Raw genomic sequence first — 19,690 nt, 5'->3', positions numbered from 1 at the left:
AGGGATAATATGTACAAGGATTTAGAAGAGATTGCTAAACAGATAAGGATCGATATTATAAATATGCTTAAAGAATCTGCCTCAGGCCATCCAGGAGGCTCTCTTTCAGCAGTAGAAATACTTACAGCCCTTTACTTTAAGGAGATGAATATAGACCCTAAAAACCCTCGCTGGGCTGATAGGGATAGATTTGTACTATCTAAGGGTCACGGTGCACCAGTACTCTATGCAACTTTGGCAGCCAAAGGATATTTTCCCAAGGAAGAACTAAATAGTTTAAGAAAAATAGACTCTATGCTACAAGGACACCCAGACATGAAAGATACCCCAGGAGTAGATATGACTACTGGATCCTTAGGTCAAGGTATAGCAGCAGCCAATGGTATGGCTTTAGCAGGTAAAATCGACAACAAGGATTATAGAGTGTATGCCCTTATTGGCGATGGAGAATCCCAGGAAGGATTGGTATGGGAAGCAGCTATGTTGGCAGCCCATCATAAATTAGACAATATTACCGTATTCTTAGATCACAATGGGCTTCAAATCGATGGACCTAATAAAGACGTAATGAGCATCGAGCCTATAGGAGATAAATTTAAATCCTTTGGATGGCATGTTATACACATAGATGGTCATTCCTTTAAAGAGATATTCAAAGCTATTGACGAAGCCAAAAATACCAAGGGAAAACCTACCATGATAATAGCTAAGACAGTGAAGGGTAAAGGAGTATCCTTTATGGAAGATCAAGTAGGTTGGCATGGTAAGGCTCCATCAGAAGAAGAAGCTAAGAAGGCAATAGAGGAACTAGGAGGTGTGGTAAATGGCTAATATGATTGCTACAAGAGATGCATATGGTGAGGCTCTAAAGGAGCTAGGCAATATAAATAAGGACATAGTAGTGCTAGATGCAGACCTTTCAGGCTCTACTAAGACGGCTGTTTTTGCTAAGGCTTATCCAGATAGATTTTTCAATGTAGGAATAGCCGAGCAGAATTTAATAGGCACTGCTGCAGGTTTGGCAACAGCAGGGAAAATTCCCTTTGCTAGTACCTTTGCAGTATTTGCAACGGGAAGAGCCTTCGAAATAATCAGAAACTCCGTATGTTATCCTAAACTAAATGTGAAGATTGCAGCAACTCATGCAGGATTAACTGTAGGAGAAGATGGTGCAACCCACCAAGCCTTAGAGGATTTAAGTCTAATGAGATCCTTGCCAAATATGGTAGTATTAAACCCTGCTGATGCAGTAGAGGCAAAACAGTGTATATACAAAGCAACGGAATACAATGGACCAGTATATATAAGATTAGGAAGAAGTAAGGTACCTGTAATATTTGGTGAAGATTATAGATTCGAAATAGGCAAGGGAGTAGAGTTAAAAGAAGGCAAAGACATAAGCTTAATAGCCACTGGAGTGATGGTAGAGAAAGCTCTATTGGCAGCAGAAAGATTAGAAGAGGAAGGCATATCTGCAAGGGTTATCAATATGTCCACTATCAAGCCTATAGATAGGGATATAATAATCAAAGCAGCTAATGAAACTAAGGGAATAGTTACTATTGAAGAACATAATATAATCGGTGGACTTGGTAGTGCTGTAACAGAGGTGGTTTCTGAAAGCAAACCAACTTATGTAGAAAGAATAGGGACTAACGATACCTTTGGAGAGTCAGGAGATGGGAGTGCCCTCCTGGAAAAATATGGTCTGAACGTAGAAAATATCATAGATAAATCGAAAAAAATACTATCCAAGTAGGGAGTTGTTGAATATAATTATAGCACCAATATATATTGGTGCTATTCCCATATTTTTGTACATAAAGCCCCTGACTATAGAATAATATAGTATAAGATTATTCATTTGGGGGGGATGGATTTGAAGAAGCAGCATATTATCATAGGGATTATTATTGTTATCATACTGGGGATCTTATTTGCTCCAAAATATTTGAATAAGGGTGATAGGAAGGTGAAATATAAAGCTCTTGAATCATCTGAAATTCCGGAAAAAATAAGGGAGATACTCCCTAAATACTTGACAGAGGAAAGGGCATTAAGTTGTCGGCTCAATGATGAAATATATGTACTGGTAACTAGAGGGGAGAAGAATACTGGTGGCTATAGCGTAGAAGTAGATAGAATAATAAAAGAACAAAAAAACAGGGAACAATTCGATCTAACCATATACGCAAAGTTTAAAGACCCAGATGTAAATGATATAGTTGCCCAGAGTTTCACCTACCCCTTTGCAATCGTAAAGACCAATCTAAAGAAAATGCCTGAAAATATAAAATTAGAAATAGAATATGATGATTAGTATTTGAAGAGAAGTATATCTTCTCTTTTTTATTCCTTAAAAATCAATAAACAAGTACATTTCCATGAATACTAGAATATATTAGGGTATATCTAATAATATAAATTGGTTTAATATATAATGAGCTTAATAGGGTATGTATATAGTATCTATGGAGGTGACTGGCATGGTAGAAGATTACCTACTACCATTGGATACACTTAAAAAGAAATGTGATCCTAATATTTTTGAGTATGATACAACGGATAAGTTATCTGTATCTAGAGAGCTAATAGGTCAGAGGAGGGCTATGGAGGCACTGGAATACGGACTTTCCATACCTAGAAAAGGATACAATATTTTTGTCTCCGGTCTAATAGGAACTGGTAGAAATAGCTATTCTTATTTAGTTGCTAATGAGTTTGCAAAGAAGAAGTCTGTCCCAATGGATTGGTGTTATGTTTATAATTTTAAAAAGCCTAAGTCTCCACAAGCCATTAGTTTGGATAAGGGTCAAGGGAAGATATTTAAGAAGGAAGTAGAAGAAATAATAAAAGATATTGGTTTGGAGATTCCCAAAGCCTTAACATCAAAGGAATATGAAAACAGTAGAAATTTAATATATAGTACTCACCAAAAGAAAGCCCAGGAAATATTGAACCAATTAAACGATTTAGCCAAAGGATATAATTTTATTTTCAAACAAACGGAAAGAGGAATACTAAGTGTTCCCTTAAAGGACGGAAAACCCATGACTGATCAGGAGCTAAATGAACTATCCCAACAGGAAATAGAGGAACTAATGGAGTTATCTAACCAATTGGGTCAGGAAGCCTTTGACTACGTAAAAAAGGTAAGGGAAGTAGAAAAGGATTTAATAGATGAGATAAAGGGCTTAAAGGAGAAAAATGTCCATGAAGTATTGGCTATGAATATGGACCTTCTGATAGAAAAATATGAAGATAATCCATCTATATGCGAATATCTAAAGGATATGAAAGCTGATATTGCAAAGAATTATGAAATGTTTATAGCAGAAGATGAGAAAAATCCTATAGAAAATATATTTATGATAGGTGATAGAAAAGAAAGTTTTATGAAAAGGTATCAGGTAAATTTATTCATAGACAATAGCAGCAGAAAACAAGCTCCTGTTATAAGAGAGATGAACCCAACTTATTATAATCTATTTGGGAAGATAGAATATGTAAATGAATTAGGAGGTCTTAGAACTGATCACACTAAAATAAGAGCTGGTTCTCTCCATGAAGCCAATGGAGGGTATATTATCGTCCAAGCAAAGGACATCCTACAAAGTAGCTATGCTTGGGAGGGATTAAAAAGGGCCTTAACTACAGAGGAGATCAAGGTAGAAAACATTACGGGGTTAAATATAATATCAGAAACCCTAAGGCCTGAACCTATCCCCTTAGATGTAAAGATTATTATAATCGGAGATTATATGATGTACCAGTTACTATATAATTATGACGATGATTTTAAAAAACTATTTAAGATTAGAGCAGACTTTGACATTGAAATGGATAGAAATCAAGAGAATATAAATAAAATTGGTTCCTTTGTAGCTTATCAGTGTAAGGAAGAAGGACTAAAACCCTTCCACAAAACCGCTTTGGCAGCTATTATAGAAGAAAGTAGCCGTATCGCTGAACATCAAGATAAACTTACAGCCCAGTTTAATGAATTGGTTGAAATTCTATATGAAGCTGATGGTTGGGCTAGCAAAAGAAATAGAGATATGATAACAAAGGAGGACGTAGAAAAGGCAATTAAAAAGAAAAAATATCGTAACGACGCTTACGAGGAAAAACTTATGGAATTAATAGATAAGGACTATATATTAATAGATACTAAAGGGGAAAAGATAGGCGAAATCAATGGTCTATCTGTAATTGATGCAGGCCAATATCTATTTGGAAGGCCCAGCAAAATAACAGTAAATACTTATGCAGGAAAAGATGGAATAATTAATATAGAAAGGGAAGTAGAACAATCAGGAAGTATTTATGATAAGGGAGTTTTGATATTAAGTGGGTATCTAGGGGAAAAATATGCGAAGGGTGTACCCCTATCCCTAACAGCTAGTATTACCTTTGAACAATCCTATAGCGGTATAGATGGAGATAGTGCATCTAGTACAGAGCTATATGCTCTGCTGTCTAGTCTTTCTGAAAGGCCTATTAAACAGTATATTGCCGTTACAGGCTCTGTAAATCAAAAAGGAGAAATTCAACCCATAGGAGGGGTCAATGAAAAGATAGAAGGCTTCTACAAAGTTTGTAAGCTAAAGGGGCTAACGGGAAAGGAAGGGGTAATCATACCCTTTAGAAATATCCAAAACCTCATGCTGGACGATGAAGTCATAGAGGCTGTAAGGATGGGTTTATTTAAAATATATGCAGTAAAAACCATAGACCAGGGTATAGAGATACTTACAGGGATAAAAGCGGGCAAACTGAATGAACAGGGAGAATATGAAAAAGGTTCCATCAATTATCTAGTTCAGAAAAGATTAGAGTACTATTCTAGGCTCAGTAAGGAATATGAATAGTAAAGCAAACCTTTCTATTTCTCATAGTAGAAAGGTTTTTCTTTTACATAGAACTAAAAGATGGTAAAATAATAGATACCATTGTAGAAGATATTTTAATGGACAAAAGGAGGGAATAAAAATAGAAAAGAAATTTAACTATATTAAGTTTTTTATTTTGCTTATTATTTCACTTTTAATATGGAAAACAATCGATAGTGCAGAATTTTCTGATACCATAGGAAAGATAGCCAAACCCTTTATATGGGCCTTTGTAATAGCTTTTTTTCTAAATGCCTTATTAAACGTTTTGGAGAAGAACTTTAAGTTAAAACGCTGGGTAAATATTTTAATAGTATATGTAATTTTTTATGGGACCATAGTATTGTTTATTACAATTATTACTCCAAAAGTAGTTGACAGTATCAAAACTTTAGCTAGGGAGATTCCATATTATGCAAATAAAACGGAAGAGTGGTTATCAGAAACTCCTGAATATTTGAGGGAAATAGATAAATATGGGATATTAGACTATTTAAAAGCAGAATTAGAAGATTTGTTTTCTAAACTAGGGGAAAGTATAACTCCTATGTTGAATAAAACCGTCAATCAGGTAATATCATGGACTTCTAATTTAATCAACTTTATATTAGGATCTATCATTTCAGTTTATATATTAAAAGATAAGGAATATTTTGCTAAAAATATTCAAAAGTTGACCTATGCTATTTTTTCCGTAGAGAGAGCAGATGCAATTTTAGGAGTGTTTAAGGAGATTAAAAAAGCATTTTCTAATTTCTTTGTGGGAAAACTACTGGATTCTTTGATAATAGGCATATTGTGTTTCATTGGTTGTTCAATCATGAAGATACGCTATGCTCTACTGATAAGTTTAATGGTAGGGGTTACCAATATGATCCCTTACTTTGGGCCCTTTATTGGTATGATTCCGTCAGCTATAATAACTCTCTTTTATAGTCCCTTCAAGGCTTTGTTGGTTCTAATCTTTATATTCTTATTACAACAGTTTGATGGACTATATTTAGGTCCGAAAATATTAGGAATTCAAGTAGGCTTAAAGCCCTTTTGGATTATATTATCTATTCTTATCGGAGGGGGATTCTTTGGAGTGTGGGGAATGCTATTCGCAGTGCCAACAGCAGCGGTTATTAAATCCCTATTAAGTAAGTATATAGACAAACAATTTAAACAAAAAGGAATATCTTTGGATAAAAAATAGGACGGATTTTAGTTCCGCCCTATTTTTACTCTGTAGCATAATTATCAAAATATCCTTGTATAAGTACTATAGGTGTTCCTTTATCACCACTACCACTTGTCAAGTCACATAGGCTACCCAATAGATCTGTTAAACGGCGAGGAGTAGTGCCTAAAGACTCCGCATGTCCTACTAAACTTTTGTTCTTATTGATAATTTTTTGTTTGATAGCCTCTTGAGCCTTTTCCCCATCCAAATCCTTTAGCTCCGTATCAGCTAAGTACTTTAATTTGATTTCATTAGGAGTTCCTTCAAGGCCAGAAGTATATCCTGGTGATACAATTGGGTCGGCAAGCTCCCAGATTCTGCCTACAGGGTCTTTAAAAGCTCCATCACCGTAGACCATTACCTCTATAGTCTTTCCTGTTTTTTCTTCCATCTTTTTTTGAATTTCATGTACATAATATTTTGAATCCCTTGGGAATAGCTTAACCTCATTTTCCGAAGCTAAGTTAGAACCTAGTAGACCATATTCAGGATTATATCCACTACCATTTATGGATTGACTCAATAGATCATCTAAACCATATACCTTGTTAGCTCCAGCCTCCCTTAGAAGCCTTTTAGTTCGTTTTCTATCATGGACATTGGCCACTAAAACATCATCTACGTAATCCAATATAGTTCTAGGGTCGTTAGACAGATATATCTCTATATTATCATTAACAGCTAAATCCTTATAAACCTTTACATAATCTATTCCTGTAAAGGGATGGGCTACATTTTCACCAAATAGATTTCGATATTCTTTTTCCGTTAAGATATCGGTATAGGGGTTGATCCCCAATTGATCCATCTTATCTATGTCCATCAGTTGATTACCTACTTCATCAGAAGGATAGTTTAGAAGTATATGGACTTTCTTACCAGTCAAGGCTATCCCCTTTAATATAATAGAAAATCTATTTCGACTAAGTATAGGGAATACTACTCCAATATCTCCCTCAAATTTTTGGGAGACATCTTCTGCTATATCTTCAATAGTAGCATAGTTACCTTGAGCTCTAGCTACTAAGGATTCTGTAATACCGATTATATCTCTATCATTAAGTTCAAAATGTTCATGTTCAGCAGCATTTAAAACAGAATCTACTACAATATTGATTAGGTCATCTCCTTTTTTAACTATGGGAGCCCTTATACCTCTTACTGTAGTACCAACGGTTCTTACCATTAAAATTCCTCCTATAAAAAAATTTGTATTGTCCTCTAATATTATATCATTTTTAAGTGAAATTAATAGAGATGTTTAAGTATTTTTGTTTCTACACTTGATTAGTCTCCTTTCAGTAAGGATATAATCCACAGGGATATCATAAGAATCTATAGGAACTTGAGATGAAATTTGCAATTCGTAACATAGGCCGATTTTTACTACATCTCTTTTTAAGCCACTGAAAAATCTATCATAGTAACCCCCACCATATCCTACCCTATAACCCCTTTCATCAAAGGCAACTCCAGGGACTAATACTAAATCTACTAGATCCGGGGATACTATTCGTTGGTACTCCTCTTTAGGAGCTAATATATCATAATAACCCATCTCTAATTCCTCATCAAAATCCTTTATTTCAGACACCAATAGTTTTCTGGGTTCTACCACCGTAATAGGTACTCCTATTCTCTTTCCATTATCTAAGGAAGTTTTAATTATCTCATGGGTATGAACCTCATCTCTGAAGCTAATAAAAGAAAATATAAAATTGGACTGCTTATACTCTACTAAGCTAAACAATCTATTTTCTATACTTTTACTTTTTTCTTTTATTTCTTGAGGTGTAAGCTGAGACCTTTTATCCAATATTTGCTTCCTCAATACTTTTTTATCCAATACAACCACCCTTTACTATTTATTTATTCTTCAACTTATATTATAATATATTATCAAAATGGATATGTAAAATTGATCAAGAAATAAAATAAATAAAGAGGATTTAGTAAATAAAAATAGAATCATATAATAGTTATGATATAATTTTATATATGAGAACTAAGAAATATTCCTATACATAGAGGTGAAAACATTTGATCCAGTTTATCAACGTAAGTAAAGAATATAAAAATGGTGTAAAAGCATTGTCCAATGTTAATTTAACTATAAAGAAGGGAGAATTTGTATTTTTGGTTGGTCCCAGTGGAGCAGGAAAATCCACAATGATAAAGTTAATACTTAAGGAAGAAGACCCGACGGAAGGGAAGATATATTTAAATGATATGGATATTACTAAGGTTAAAAATAGGAAGGTGCCTTATATTAGAAGGAAAGTGGGGGTAGTATTTCAAGATTTTAGACTATTACCAAACAAAACCGTATATGAAAATGTAGCCTTTGCTATGGAAATAGTGGGTGCCCATCCAAAGGATATAAGAAGGAATGTACCTATGGTACTAGGTATGGTAGACTTAAGTAGAAAGGCTCATTGTTATCCCGATGAACTATCCGGTGGGGAACATCAAAGGGTAGCTATATCTAGGGCAATAGTCAATAATCCACCCATATTAATTGCCGATGAGCCTACGGGAAATCTAGATCCAGAAACAGCTTGGGATATAATGAAGGTTCTTAGAGATATCAATAGGCGTGGAACTACAGTACTCATGGCAACCCATGCGAAAGATATAGTAGATATTATGAAAAGAAGAGTAATCGCCATTGAAGCAGGTAAAATAGTAAGGGACGAAGAGAAGGGTGTGTATGAACATGAAATTCCGCATATTTAAAAATATTGTGAAACAAGGTTTTCAAGGTATGTGGCGTAACCGGGGAATGGGACTAGCCTCTGTTGGATCCATTACAGCGGTATTGATTATTCTTGGAATAGTCCTTATAATGATATTAAGTATAAATAATGTGGTATTGGAAACGAAGAATAAATTTGATGAAATACAGATATTCTTAGAAGACGATATTACCGATGAACAATTAGACCATGTAGAAAACCAGGCTGGAGGCAATGAAGGGGTTTTATCAGTAATATACCAATCAAAAGATCAAGCTATGGAAATTATGAAAGAGGATTGGGAAGAAAATGCTTCACTTCTAGAAGGTCTAGAGACTAATCCATTGCCAAACTCCTTTATAGTAAAACTTAAAGATATAGAGTACGCAGATTCAGTAGTGGACAAGGTTAGCGGTTTAGCAGGAGTAGAAGAGGTAAAATACTACAAGGATATCATAGAAAAGCTAGTATTATTTGCTAACTATGTTAGAGGAGGAGGCTTGATTATTACAGCAATACTTATCTTTGTATCAATTTTTATAATATCGAACACCATAAAGATTACGGTTACTGCAAGACAAAGAGAAGTAAATATAATGAAGTATGTAGGAGCCACCAATGGCTATATAAGAGGGCCCTTCATTATAGAGGGCATATTATTTGGTTTGATTGGAGCCGTCCTATCTATTTTAATAGTAAACTATGGTTATGGGTACTTTTTCAACACAGTAAATGATAAATTATATGTGTTATTTACCGTATATTTGGTTCCACCAGTTGCGTTGATTAAGGATATATCTATTATATTTATTGCAATTGGAGTAGGGATTGGAGCATTAGGAAGCTTAGTATCCCTAAAGAGATTTTTAAATGTTTAAAGGGGGAAAACACATGGATGAAAAAAGGAGGACTATATATCTGCTATTAGCTTTAGTACTTTTGTTTAACTGTGCTATAGTATTTGCAGATAATAGTATACAGGATTTAAAAAAGAAACAGAAGAGCACCATTCAAGAGATTGACCAGAAGAAAAAAGAAATCAAGGATTTAAAAAATCAGACCAAAGACGTATCTGCTCAAATAGAACAGTTGGACAAGGAAATGGAAGCTGCGGCAAAAGAATTGGAGATTGTAGAAAAGGAATTAACTAAACTGAACGAAAGCATCGATATAACTACGAAAGAACTAGAAGAGGCAGAGACAAAAATAGAAGGGAAACAGGATGCTTTTAATTCTCGTCTAAGAGTCATGTATAAAAATGGCAGCGTCGGTTATCTAGAGGTGCTTTTAGCATCGGCAGATATTAGAGATTTTCTATCAAGGAGACAGATGATTCAGTCCGTTGCCAATTATGATGTAGATCTAATCAAATATATGAAGGAGCAAAGGGATATAATAGATAAGAAGAAGACAGAACTACAAGCTCAAAGAGCTTCTGTAGAGGCGACTAAGTCCAAACTAGATTCTAGGAAGGCAGATTTAGATAAGGCTACAAGGGCTAAAGTAGTGCTAATGGGTGAATTAGAAAAGGATCTGAAGAAAGCAGAAGAACAGTATGACGATCTAAACAAATTAGCCAAGAATATTGAATCCGAAATAGTAAAATTGCAGAGGGTAGATGGACCTTATTCTGGTGGTGCTATGAGTTGGCCAGTACCAGGTCATTCAAGGATATCTTCATACTTTGGATATAGAATACATCCAATATTCAAAGTGAAAAAACTACATACAGGATTAGATATTCCTGCACCGAGTGGAACCACAGTAGTTGCTGCGGCCGATGGTACGGTTATATATTCAGGAACTTTAGGAGGTTATGGAAAGACCATAATGATAGATCATGGTGGTGGCATAGTAACTTTATATGGACATAACTCTTCTCTATCTGTTAGTGAAGGGACCCAGGTTTCAAAAGGTAGTACTATAGCTAAAGTAGGCAGTACCGGATTTTCCACAGGGCCTCATGTGCATTTTGAAGTTAGAAAGAACGGTTCTTATGTAGATCCAATACCATGGCTAAAGGGGAAATAATCCCCTTTTTTTTATCCAATGATAGTGATATGGTATAATGTTTGGGTAGAAATAATAAAATAGAATACATAATTCAATATATAGAGGTGAAGGATATGTCAAAAAAAAGAGCTATAACCATAATGGTTATACTGTTATTGGTGACCAATATCGTTACTTTTGGTGTTACCAATAAGGTGACTATAAAGTATAAAGATAGAGTCGTTATCCCTGCAGTAGAGTATGAGCAACTTACATCTGCCTACAAAAAATATTCTAAGGCTATGGGATTGGAATCCTATGTTAAGGACTACTTTTTAAAAGAAGTAGATGAAGAAAAGTTGGTGGAAGGACAGTTAAAAGGAATGTTCCAAGCTTTAGAAGATCCTTATTCCGTATATATGACTCAGGAGGAATTCAAAGATTTTACGGAACATACCAAAGGGGTTTACGGAGGAATAGGTGTAATAGTTACTCCTGGGGAAGACAATCTAATAACAGTAGTAGCTCCTATTGAGGATACTCCAGGAGAACGAGCTGGACTAAAGACTGGTGACAAGATTATCAAAGTTGAAGGTCAGGAATTTACAGCAGACAATATGGATAAGGCAGTAAAGTTGATGAAAGGCAAACCCAATACAAAGGTAAGCATCACCATATTAAGAAAAGATAAAGATGGCAAGAATAATTATATGGATGTAGATATAGTAAGAGAAGAGATTAGGTTAGTTACTGTAAAATCAGATGTAATAGAGGATAATATTGGTTATATGAAGATTACTTCCTTTGACGAATTGACCTATGAAGACTTTAAAAAGGATTTAAATTCTCTAATGAATCAAAAAGTCTCTGGGATTATTTTGGATTTAAGATATAATCCTGGCGGATTATTAGATATATGTGTAGATATTGCTGATGAATTTTTAGATGAGGGAGTTGTAGTCTACACTGAAACTAGAAGCGGAGAAAGGACCTATGAAAGATCTTCAAATAAACACACGGATATACCTTTAGTGGTTTTAGTAAATGAGGGAAGTGCTAGTGCATCGGAAATACTAGCTGGAGCTGTTAAGGATCGAAATAGAGGAGTACTTATAGGGAACAAAACCTTCGGGAAAGGAGTAGTTCAGAGAATTAGACAATTATCTGATGGGTCTGGATTTAAGTTGACTGTTTCAGAATATTTTACTCCAAATGGTACTAATATTCATGGCATTGGCATAGAGCCTGACATTATTGTAGATTTGCCAGAGGACGTAGAAGAAATAGGAATAGAAAATTTAGACCAAGATATTCAGCTTCAAGCAGCTATAAAGAAGATGAAAGAGATCATTGGGGAGAATTAATATGCACATTTTTCTTCAAGTAGTATATTATTCTATAGATAATATACTAGGTACCCTAAAATCCCCCATTTTTTGGGTTGTAACAGCTATTATATATTTTCAGTATGGAAAAATAGCTAATATGGAAAGGGATATTTTGGGGACAAATAAGAAATCTCCTTTGTACAACACTATAGTATCTATAGTGTTTGGGTTAATAGGGGGTGTATTAGGGAGTATTATCTTTATCCTTTCAGGCACTGCCATTAACCCCAAGGATTTCTATTTAGTATTGCCTTTAACCTTATTGCTTTCATTAATTCATCCTAGATTTATGTGTTTTTCATATGCAGCAGGAATAGTTTCTCTGATAAGCTTAATATTTGGATACAACAATATAAATGTGTCAAGTATCCTATTCGTCGTAGGTGGGTTACATCTAGTTGAGAGCTTTTTAATATTGGTAGATGGCAAAAGGGGAAAAATCCCCATATTTATGGAAAGAGAAGAAGAGATAGTGGGAGGGTTTGTTATGAATAGATTTTGGCCCCTTCCTTTTAATATATTTATTAACAATAGTTATATGTATCCAGTAACTGTTATAGCTATATTGGGTTATGGGGATTATGCCTTAACCAATTATCCTGAAAAAAAATCCATAGTAACAGCTGGACTATTGTCCATATTTAGTATTTTGCTGCTTTTGCTTTCTAGATTATCTATAGACTACTATATATTTAAATATATTGCAGCTATTTTTGCACCATTAGGCCATGAGATGACCATAATCTTAGGAAAAAGAATAGAAGAACGAGGAGAGTATATATTTAAGGCTGCTAGCCATGGTTTGAAGGTCTTGGATGTCCTACCAAATAGTATAGGGGAAGCCATGGACTTAAATACGGGAGATGTATTGTTAACTTTAAATGGGCATAGAATATACTCAAAGGAGGCAATGGAAGAGATCTTATACTTTAGGCCAAATTATATATGGGTAGATGTTTTTGATATAGAAAAGGGTCTAATCACCAAGGAGTATAAGGATTATCAAAAAGGTATTAGAACTTTAGGTTTGGTAGTGGTTTCAAACTCCTCTAGATATGGAATTTTAGTGGAAGAAGCTAAATCACCTCTTAGGCGATGGATAAGTAAATATAAAAAGAAGAAAGCTCGCTTTAGAAATTGATAGGGCCTAGTATATACTAGGCTCTATATATTAATCATCCATAGCACGTAGCTTGCTTAAATCTATAGAATATATAGCATTATCCTTTTTGTTATCTAAAGGTGGTGCTAAAGCTATATAACCTCTTTCCCTTACTGCATCATAAAATACTTTATCACTGCTTATCTTTGCAATAGGCAATATATGTCCATTTACCATATTATACTTGTTTAATGTAAAATCATTGTTACAGGTATTCTTTTCAATAAGGATCATATTCCCTTCATCAAGTTTAAAGTAATTGGATATATCATAGTCTAGATCGTTGATTTCTTCCTGCTTTTTAATATCGTATATATGGAAGGTGTTTTTGTCTTCCTTTTCCAGGTTTTTTAGATAGGCAATATTATTTTCATTAATAAATGTTGCCTTAAATCCCTTATCAATTTCTTCTAGTTCCATATCCTTTTCCTTTAAATATATGGTTTTATTTAGGGAATCATCCTGGCTTTCCACAAATAAAAAGTTGCCATTAAACACATCAAAATCATCTACAGATATTCCTAAATCAAATTGTACCTTAGAACTATTTTCCTCCACATCGTAAGTCAACAGTGTAGATCTATGTCCATTAGTATCCACAAAATAAAGACTATTTTCATCCTTCCATTTCATCAGTTTTGGATGCAAATAGTTAACAGAAGTTACTTTATAGGTTGCATTATTTGATACCATTATTATATATAGATCGGTTTTATTATCATCCATTTCAATTAAGGAAACATATTTATTATTTGGACTAAAAAGTGCTGATTGTATTTTGTCCTTCGAAGTATATAATTTTTTCTTCTCCCCAGTTTCTATATTGTAACTCCATAGGCTTTCGTAGGTTTTATTATCCTTGTTTTCATGTTGACGTTTATAAAGTAGGCAACTATGGGGTATATAATCTAGTAGGGATCCGTCATCTACATAGGTAGAAATGTCGTCTTTTTCTAAATCCAATACATCACCAGTATAAGCATCTACTTTAACATTAAAATTGACTAGAGGGGATTCATGGTTCTCCTTATCAAATATACTGTTAAAGGATATATCCCAAAAAAGTTGATCCTTTCTCTTGGTTAAGTCTACTGTAGGTACAGTATTTGGTGAAATTTTATACTGAGAGTATATTTTGTTTAAAATCTGACTTTTGTTAAACTTTAAAGCTATAGGTTCGTAGTTTTGGCTGATAATATTGTAATTTAATTCTTCAAGTTTTTCTACTACAGGTTCTTCGACTTCTATCATAATCTGAGGAACTGCTAGCTGAACTTTGCCTTTTTCTAACAAGCGATCTATATATATATTTATTTCTTTTCCGGATTTAGTAATCCTATTGATGGTAACTCCAGAACTTTCAATTAGCCCAGTAGATATTAGTAATTTTAGATTGCTATTTTTATTTAATACCTCTACACTAGGCTCTATTGATTGGAATCCCTTGGATAGTACGATTTTTTCAATCTTGTAGCTGAGAGATTCTTCTTCAAGTTTTTCCATAGTTTGTAAGGGACCATCTTCTGTGAGGTTGCATCCACTGGCAGCTAATATTAATGTTATAATGGTAAAAAGGATTAATATTTTTTTCATCATTGTATCCTCCTTTGCTATTAGTTTATAATATAAAATCAAATTGTTCAATCTAAATATTATTTTAACAAAAAAACTTTTGACATTTATAGTGTAAATCTCTTGTGTATAAATGTCAAGAACTTTTTACATTTATATATAAATTAATATGCTTTATTTTGGCTTCCTAAATTTCATATAAACTATTTTCTATAAAGTATTACTATAAGATTTTATGAATTTTTAAATTTCCAAATAAAATAACCATCAAGCTAATTGTAAAATTACATATAAATTAGCTTGATGGCTATATCCGATAATCAAACCGAAAAAATTTTCTTGTAGCCAACATAATATTTTTAGAAGCAGTTAACAATGAAACTTTCATGGAGTTATATATTTTTCAATTATGCAATTTCCTCAACTACATATATTTAGAGAAACCTATTCTTCTGCCGTTATTTATTACGTCACACTTTTATTCCATCGTCTTCTGTTTCAGGCCTATTGCAACTTCTTTTACAACCTTATCTCTTAATACTGCCTCTTTTTCTTCTTTTAAACTTTTCTTGAAAGAAATCATAGAAAATATCATTACAAAGGCAAAAGGAAAAGCAGCTACTACTGAGGCTGTCTGCACCATTTCCAGACCTCCTGCTAATAAAAATACTACAGTTAAAGCACCTTGAATTATTCCCCATATAATCTTCTTTGAACTCTTAGGATTTAAATCTCCATTTGAAGAAAGCATTCCTAAAACGAAAGTAAAAGAATCTGCTGAAGTTACAAAAAATATCATTGATAAAATCATGACCAAACTACATATTAAAAATCCTAAAGGATACTTACTTATAATAATAAAAAATGTTGTTTGTGTATTTTTAACTGCTTCTAATGCTAATGAACTTCCTACATTAAATCCCATAGTTCCAAATACAGTAAACCATACAAAGCATAATAAAGATGGTACTATTAATACTCCTAGTAAGAATTCTCTTATAGTTCTTCCTCTTGAAATCCTAGCTATAAATATTCCCACCGGAGGAGCCCATGCTATCCACCATGCCCAGTAAAATAAAGTCCACTTATTATACCAATCACCATGTAAAAATATATTGTTATTAGTAGTTAAAATTTCTTTTCCATATTCCCCCAACCCTATGAATAGATTTTCTATCATACTTGCTGTAGGTCCTATAACTATCGTAAGCATAATAACCAAAGCCGCTATAAATAGGTTAACATCAGATAAAATTTTTATTCCTTTATTAATTCCTAATATAGCTGAAGTCATATAGCAAATAGTTACTATAACTATTAGTATTAATTTTACTTTTATATTTTCTGGAATATTAAATAAGAAGTTAAGCCCTGCATTGATTTGCAAAGTTCCAAGTCCAAGTGAAGTGATAACCCCTGCTACAGTAGTAAAAATAGTTAATATATCTATTAAATTTCCGAGCCATCCTTTAGCTCTTTTTTCTCCTATAAGAGGTATTAAAGCACTGCTCATTAAAGCAGGCTTCCCTTTTCTAAACTGCATATATGCTAATATTAATGCAAGAATTGCATAACATGCCCAAGCTGCGGTACCCCAATGTAAAAATGACTTTCCTAGAGCAAACCTTTTTGCTTCCTCAGTAAAAGGCTGACCTTTAAGAGGATTTGTATAATGCATTAACGGTTCTGATATAGACCAGAAAACAAGTCCCATTCCCATTCCTGCACAGAAAAGCATTGCAAGCCAAGACATAAAATTATACTCAGGCTTTTCATTATCTCCACCTAATTTTATTTTCCCATATTTGCTTACTATAAGATATACGCAAAATATAAAAAAGCTTAACATAACTCCAGAATAAAACCAATAGCATTTATTAAGTAAAAAATTAAGTGCTTTATTTAATCCTATTTGAAAAGTCTTTATGTTAAAAAATGCATAAATAAGTATACTAACTAAACTAATACTTGAAATATAAAATACCCTTTCTTTTTTTATCTTATTAATTAAATCTATCACTAAATTCTCCCCCTTTGACAAAGCAACAACTTATATGCTAACATAAAAGTGTAACTTTAAACAACTTAATTATATCATAGAGGTTGTTTCTTGTAAAATATCTTAATTAAACCAATAAATGCCTAATATTCACATTTATCTTGTATACCTGCTCTTTTTCTATTTAACTATTATAATTTTCTTAATATTTTGTTTATTTGTGTTAATTAATCATTTTCTTATATATAAAAAATAGGATTATAGCCTTTAAATTACGGTATAACCCTATCTCTACTTACAATTCCCCCTTTTATTTTATATAAATTAATTACATATAATTGTGCAATAATTTTTTTATTTATTTAAATGAGGAAATTGCATAATTAAAAAATTGAAATACGTAATGCAAGTTATATATTTATAGAATTATGCAATTTTCTTAAATATATAGATTCGCCTTTAATTCATCATCAATAAAGCAGGCATCTACACTATCATTGTAAATTTTCTTATAGTCATCATAAGTTATATGAAATTCATTAAATAAAATATCACATTCATTGGTCAATACTGTATTTGATACTGTTCTGTTATCTGTATTAACAGTCACTTTTATCCCATCCCTATAGAAATCATATATAGGATGTTCTTTAAATACATTAACTGCCTTTGTTTGAACATTACTCGTTGGGCACATTTCAAGGATAATACCTTTCTCTCTCACTATATTGTATGCTTTAGTACAATCTCTTATAGCTACACCATGTCCAATTCTTTCAGCTCCTAAAAGTTCTACAGCTTCAAGCACATTTTCCCCTACTCCCGTCTCACCAGCATGTATTGTTACTCTATAACCATATTCTCTAGCTAAAGCAATAGGATGTATAAATTCTTTAGAAAATCCTTCATTTTCAGAACCACATAAATCTACCCCAACTACTCCATTTCCAAGGAAATTTTTTCCTTGTTCTATTACATCAAAAATACTATTCGGTGACATATGCTTTAAAAATGATAGAATTAAATTTCCTTTAATATCAAAATTTTTTTCAGCTTCTTTCATGCCTTTTAAAACATTCTGTATTATTTCTTTAACTGTTAACCCTTTTTCAGTATGAAGTAATGGTGCAAATCTCACCTCAATATATTTTACATTTTCTTTAGCCGCATCTTCAAGAAGTTCATAAGCTATCCTTCTCAAACTTTCCTTTGACTGCATTACTTTTAAAGGCAATACAAACCTTTCTAAATATTCATTTAAAGAAGTACATTCTGCTGGAGCAATCATTAAATGTTTAATTGTATCAACATCTGAACTGGGTATATTTATCCCTTCTTTTTTTGCTATATCGATAACTGTATTTGGTCTAACACTTCCATCTAAATGGCAATGCAATTCAATCTTAGGTAAATTAAAAAAATTCATAATATCCCTCTTTCATTTAAAATTTAAAATTACTGTTCATACCAAAGCTTTCATTTCATATTTAGAATTTTTAACTATTCAATTTCATTAAATATAAAAACTCCTAATTTCAAAAAAAATACCTCTATTAAATATAGCAGTATTTTCTTCGTAATCAGGAGTTATCGGTTCCTGGTAGAGACCTCCAAACCATGTCATTGGAGTTATACGAATTAAGTTAAGAATCCTGTTTATCAACATTAAAATTATATATCAAGCCTGCAATAATAAATAGTCCTCCAATTATTTTACCTTTTGAAATTAAACTACCTCTAAAATAATCTATACCTATACCTGTAAAAAGCTGTCCCAAGAAAATGAGTAAAGTGGAATAAATGGTTGGAATTTTAGGTATTATAATATTTGATATTGCTACAACACTTACTCCTATTAAACCACCCAAATAAGCCCAAAACGGAATAGGAGATAACCTATTAAATGATAAATTGCTAAACTCATTCTTAAAAATCAAAATCATACTAATAAATAATAGTCCTACTAAATAATTCACAAACGTTCCTTGGAATACACCTATCTTTTTTGCTAAATGTGAATTAATTACCATTGATAAAATAACTAAGCATCCACTTATTAATGCAAGTACTACATATAACATATATTTTCCTCCTAATACTAAGAGAACTTGTATTCCATATTTCAAATTTTAATTATAAGATTTTCTAAACTGTAAAAATTAAAAATTTACTTATAAGCTAATATATCAACATTATAATCAATCCTACTAATATTAAAATAAACCCTATTATTTTCTTACTGTTAAATTTATTAACTTCCATTCCTAACAATCCAAAGTGATCTATAATTACTGAAGCAATTGATTGTCCAAATAATCCTAATGATAATGTTAAAGATACTCCTAAATTTTTAAAACATATGTTATTAAAAGATACTAAAAAAACTCCAACAGCTCCTCCACTAAACAAATAAATAGGAATATCTTTTTTCAGGTCAAATTTTTTCTTTCTAAATATTAAAATTAAACTTATTGATATGAATCCTACTATATGAATTATTAATACACCTAAATAATCCCCAACATATCCAGATAAAACACCATTAACTGTTACCATAATAGCAATTAATAAGCCTATAAAAACAGCATTTACCTTGTACACTTTACCCCACCCCTTTTTAGTAACCAAATACTAGTTGCCACTAATCAGACTTAGCCACTAACACGTATAATGAAAGCTTATCATATAAATAATTAATATTAATATGACATATGTCCTAATTTTC

The 19,690-nt window shown here is 32.6% G+C and carries 17 protein-coding genes and 1 riboswitch; of the genes, 10 read left to right on the top strand and 7 right to left on the bottom strand.

What is annotated here, in order from left to right; translation table 11 throughout:
- The first annotated feature begins 9 nt into the window (after positions 1 to 9).
- From C3E88_RS05255 to C3E88_RS05235, 5 genes are all read left to right on the top strand, one after another.
- Entirely contained in the window at positions 10 to 831 is an 822-nt protein-coding gene (locus tag C3E88_RS05255) for a transketolase (protein ID WP_236909119.1), read from the top strand.
- Positions 824 to 1,759 (top strand): transketolase family protein, encoded by a 936-nt coding sequence (locus C3E88_RS05250; protein WP_236909118.1) that lies wholly within the window; start codon positions 824 to 826, stop codon positions 1,757 to 1,759. Before C3E88_RS05255 ends, C3E88_RS05250 begins: the two co-directional genes overlap by 8 nt.
- A gap of 120 nt (positions 1,760 to 1,879) precedes the next feature.
- Entirely contained in the window at positions 1,880 to 2,320 is a 441-nt protein-coding gene (locus C3E88_RS05245; protein WP_236909117.1) for a protease complex subunit PrcB family protein, read from the top strand.
- 166 nt (positions 2,321 to 2,486) lie between these two features.
- Positions 2,487 to 4,871 (top strand): ATP-binding protein, encoded by a 2,385-nt coding sequence (locus C3E88_RS05240; RefSeq protein WP_236909116.1) that lies wholly within the window; start codon positions 2,487 to 2,489, stop codon positions 4,869 to 4,871.
- 157 nt (positions 4,872 to 5,028) lie between these two features.
- A complete protein-coding gene (locus C3E88_RS05235; RefSeq protein ID WP_236909115.1) occupies positions 5,029 to 6,090 on the top strand; it encodes an AI-2E family transporter in 1,062 nt (353 codons plus the stop codon).
- 25 nt (positions 6,091 to 6,115) lie between these two features.
- Here the strand turns inward: C3E88_RS05235 and C3E88_RS05230 are convergent, their stop codons facing one another.
- A complete protein-coding gene (locus C3E88_RS05230; RefSeq protein WP_236909114.1) occupies positions 6,116 to 7,303 on the bottom strand; it encodes a coenzyme F420-0:L-glutamate ligase in 1,188 nt (395 codons plus the stop codon).
- 75 nt (positions 7,304 to 7,378) lie between these two features.
- Positions 7,379 to 7,963, bottom strand: a complete 585-nt coding sequence (locus C3E88_RS05225) for a 5-formyltetrahydrofolate cyclo-ligase (protein WP_236909113.1) — start codon at positions 7,961 to 7,963, stop codon at positions 7,379 to 7,381.
- A 194-nt stretch (positions 7,964 to 8,157) separates the two neighbouring features.
- On the opposite strand from C3E88_RS05225, the gene ftsE reads away from it, so the two are divergent.
- The 5 genes from ftsE to C3E88_RS05200 all read left to right on the top strand — a co-directional run bounded on the left by ftsE (position 8,158) and on the right by C3E88_RS05200 (position 13,373).
- Positions 8,158 to 8,853, top strand: a complete 696-nt coding sequence (ftsE, locus tag C3E88_RS05220) for a cell division ATP-binding protein FtsE (protein ID WP_236909112.1) — start codon at positions 8,158 to 8,160, stop codon at positions 8,851 to 8,853.
- Positions 8,828 to 9,730 carry a permease-like cell division protein FtsX gene (gene ftsX / locus C3E88_RS05215; protein WP_236909111.1) on the top strand — a complete coding sequence of 301 codons (903 nt, stop codon included), beginning with the start codon at positions 8,828 to 8,830 and terminating at the stop codon, positions 9,728 to 9,730. The genes ftsE and ftsX overlap by 26 nt, the downstream gene beginning before the upstream one ends.
- 13 nt (positions 9,731 to 9,743) lie before the next feature.
- Positions 9,744 to 10,883 carry a murein hydrolase activator EnvC family protein gene (locus C3E88_RS05210; RefSeq protein ID WP_236909110.1) on the top strand — a complete coding sequence of 380 codons (1,140 nt, stop codon included), beginning with the start codon at positions 9,744 to 9,746 and terminating at the stop codon, positions 10,881 to 10,883.
- Between the two features lie 95 nt (positions 10,884 to 10,978).
- Entirely contained in the window at positions 10,979 to 12,208 is a 1,230-nt protein-coding gene (locus C3E88_RS05205) for a S41 family peptidase (RefSeq protein ID WP_236909109.1), read from the top strand.
- Between the two features lies 1 nt (position 12,209).
- Positions 12,210 to 13,373 carry a hypothetical protein gene (locus tag C3E88_RS05200; RefSeq protein WP_236909108.1) on the top strand — a complete coding sequence of 388 codons (1,164 nt, stop codon included), beginning with the start codon at positions 12,210 to 12,212 and terminating at the stop codon, positions 13,371 to 13,373.
- 30 nt (positions 13,374 to 13,403) lie between these two features.
- Here C3E88_RS05200 and C3E88_RS05195 read toward each other — a convergent pair whose 3' ends face one another.
- The 5 genes from C3E88_RS05195 to C3E88_RS05175 form a co-directional block, all read right to left on the bottom strand.
- On the bottom strand, positions 13,404 to 14,987 hold the full coding sequence (locus C3E88_RS05195; protein ID WP_236909107.1) for a hypothetical protein: 1,584 nt from the start codon (positions 14,985 to 14,987) through the stop codon (positions 13,404 to 13,406).
- A gap of 457 nt (positions 14,988 to 15,444) precedes the next feature.
- On the bottom strand, positions 15,445 to 16,986 hold the full coding sequence (locus C3E88_RS05190; protein WP_236909106.1) for a BCCT family transporter: 1,542 nt from the start codon (positions 16,984 to 16,986) through the stop codon (positions 15,445 to 15,447).
- A gap of 418 nt (positions 16,987 to 17,404) precedes the next feature.
- Positions 17,405 to 18,391 (bottom strand): adenosine deaminase, encoded by a 987-nt coding sequence (add, locus tag C3E88_RS05185; protein ID WP_236909105.1) that lies wholly within the window; start codon positions 18,389 to 18,391, stop codon positions 17,405 to 17,407.
- Positions 18,392 to 18,522: 131 nt separating this feature from the next.
- Positions 18,523 to 18,622, bottom strand: a riboswitch (purine riboswitch).
- On the bottom strand, positions 18,609 to 19,046 hold the full coding sequence (locus C3E88_RS05180) for a DMT family transporter (protein ID WP_236909104.1): 438 nt from the start codon (positions 19,044 to 19,046) through the stop codon (positions 18,609 to 18,611). Its footprint overlaps the riboswitch before it by 14 nt.
- 97 nt (positions 19,047 to 19,143) lie before the next feature.
- Entirely contained in the window at positions 19,144 to 19,566 is a 423-nt protein-coding gene (locus C3E88_RS05175) for a DMT family transporter (RefSeq protein ID WP_236909103.1), read from the bottom strand.
- Positions 19,567 to 19,690 lie beyond the last annotated feature (124 nt).

The organism is Clostridium sp. Cult3, assembly GCF_021655115.1.
GTDB lineage: Bacteria > Bacillota > Clostridia > Tissierellales > Tepidimicrobiaceae > PPXY01.
Note: the sequence above shows the minus strand (reverse complement) of the source record. Positions and strands in the feature narration are given on the sequence as shown.

What these genes read in the sequence shown, in the direction of transcription:
- C3E88_RS05255 (WP_236909119.1), top strand. Translation starts at nt 10, where the DNA reads ATGTACAAGGATTTAGAAGAGATTGCTAAACAGATAAGGATCGATATT.
- C3E88_RS05250 (WP_236909118.1), top strand. Translation starts at nt 824, where the DNA reads ATGGCTAATATGATTGCTACAAGAGATGCATATGGTGAGGCTCTAAAG.
- C3E88_RS05240 (WP_236909116.1), top strand. Translation starts at nt 2,487, where the DNA reads ATGGTAGAAGATTACCTACTACCATTGGATACACTTAAAAAGAAATGT.
- C3E88_RS05230 (WP_236909114.1), bottom strand. Translation starts at nt 7,303, where the DNA reads ATGGTAAGAACCGTTGGTACTACAGTAAGAGGTATAAGGGCTCCCATA.
- ftsX (WP_236909111.1), top strand. Translation starts at nt 8,828, where the DNA reads ATGAACATGAAATTCCGCATATTTAAAAATATTGTGAAACAAGGTTTT.
- C3E88_RS05210 (WP_236909110.1), top strand. Translation starts at nt 9,744, where the DNA reads ATGGATGAAAAAAGGAGGACTATATATCTGCTATTAGCTTTAGTACTT.
- C3E88_RS05205 (WP_236909109.1), top strand. Translation starts at nt 10,979, where the DNA reads ATGTCAAAAAAAAGAGCTATAACCATAATGGTTATACTGTTATTGGTG.
- C3E88_RS05200 (WP_236909108.1), top strand. Translation starts at nt 12,210, where the DNA reads ATGCACATTTTTCTTCAAGTAGTATATTATTCTATAGATAATATACTA.
- C3E88_RS05195 (WP_236909107.1), bottom strand. Translation starts at nt 14,987, where the DNA reads ATGAAAAAAATATTAATCCTTTTTACCATTATAACATTAATATTAGCT.
- add (WP_236909105.1), bottom strand. Translation starts at nt 18,391, where the DNA reads ATGAATTTTTTTAATTTACCTAAGATTGAATTGCATTGCCATTTAGAT.
- C3E88_RS05180 (WP_236909104.1), bottom strand. Translation starts at nt 19,046, where the DNA reads ATGTTATATGTAGTACTTGCATTAATAAGTGGATGCTTAGTTATTTTA.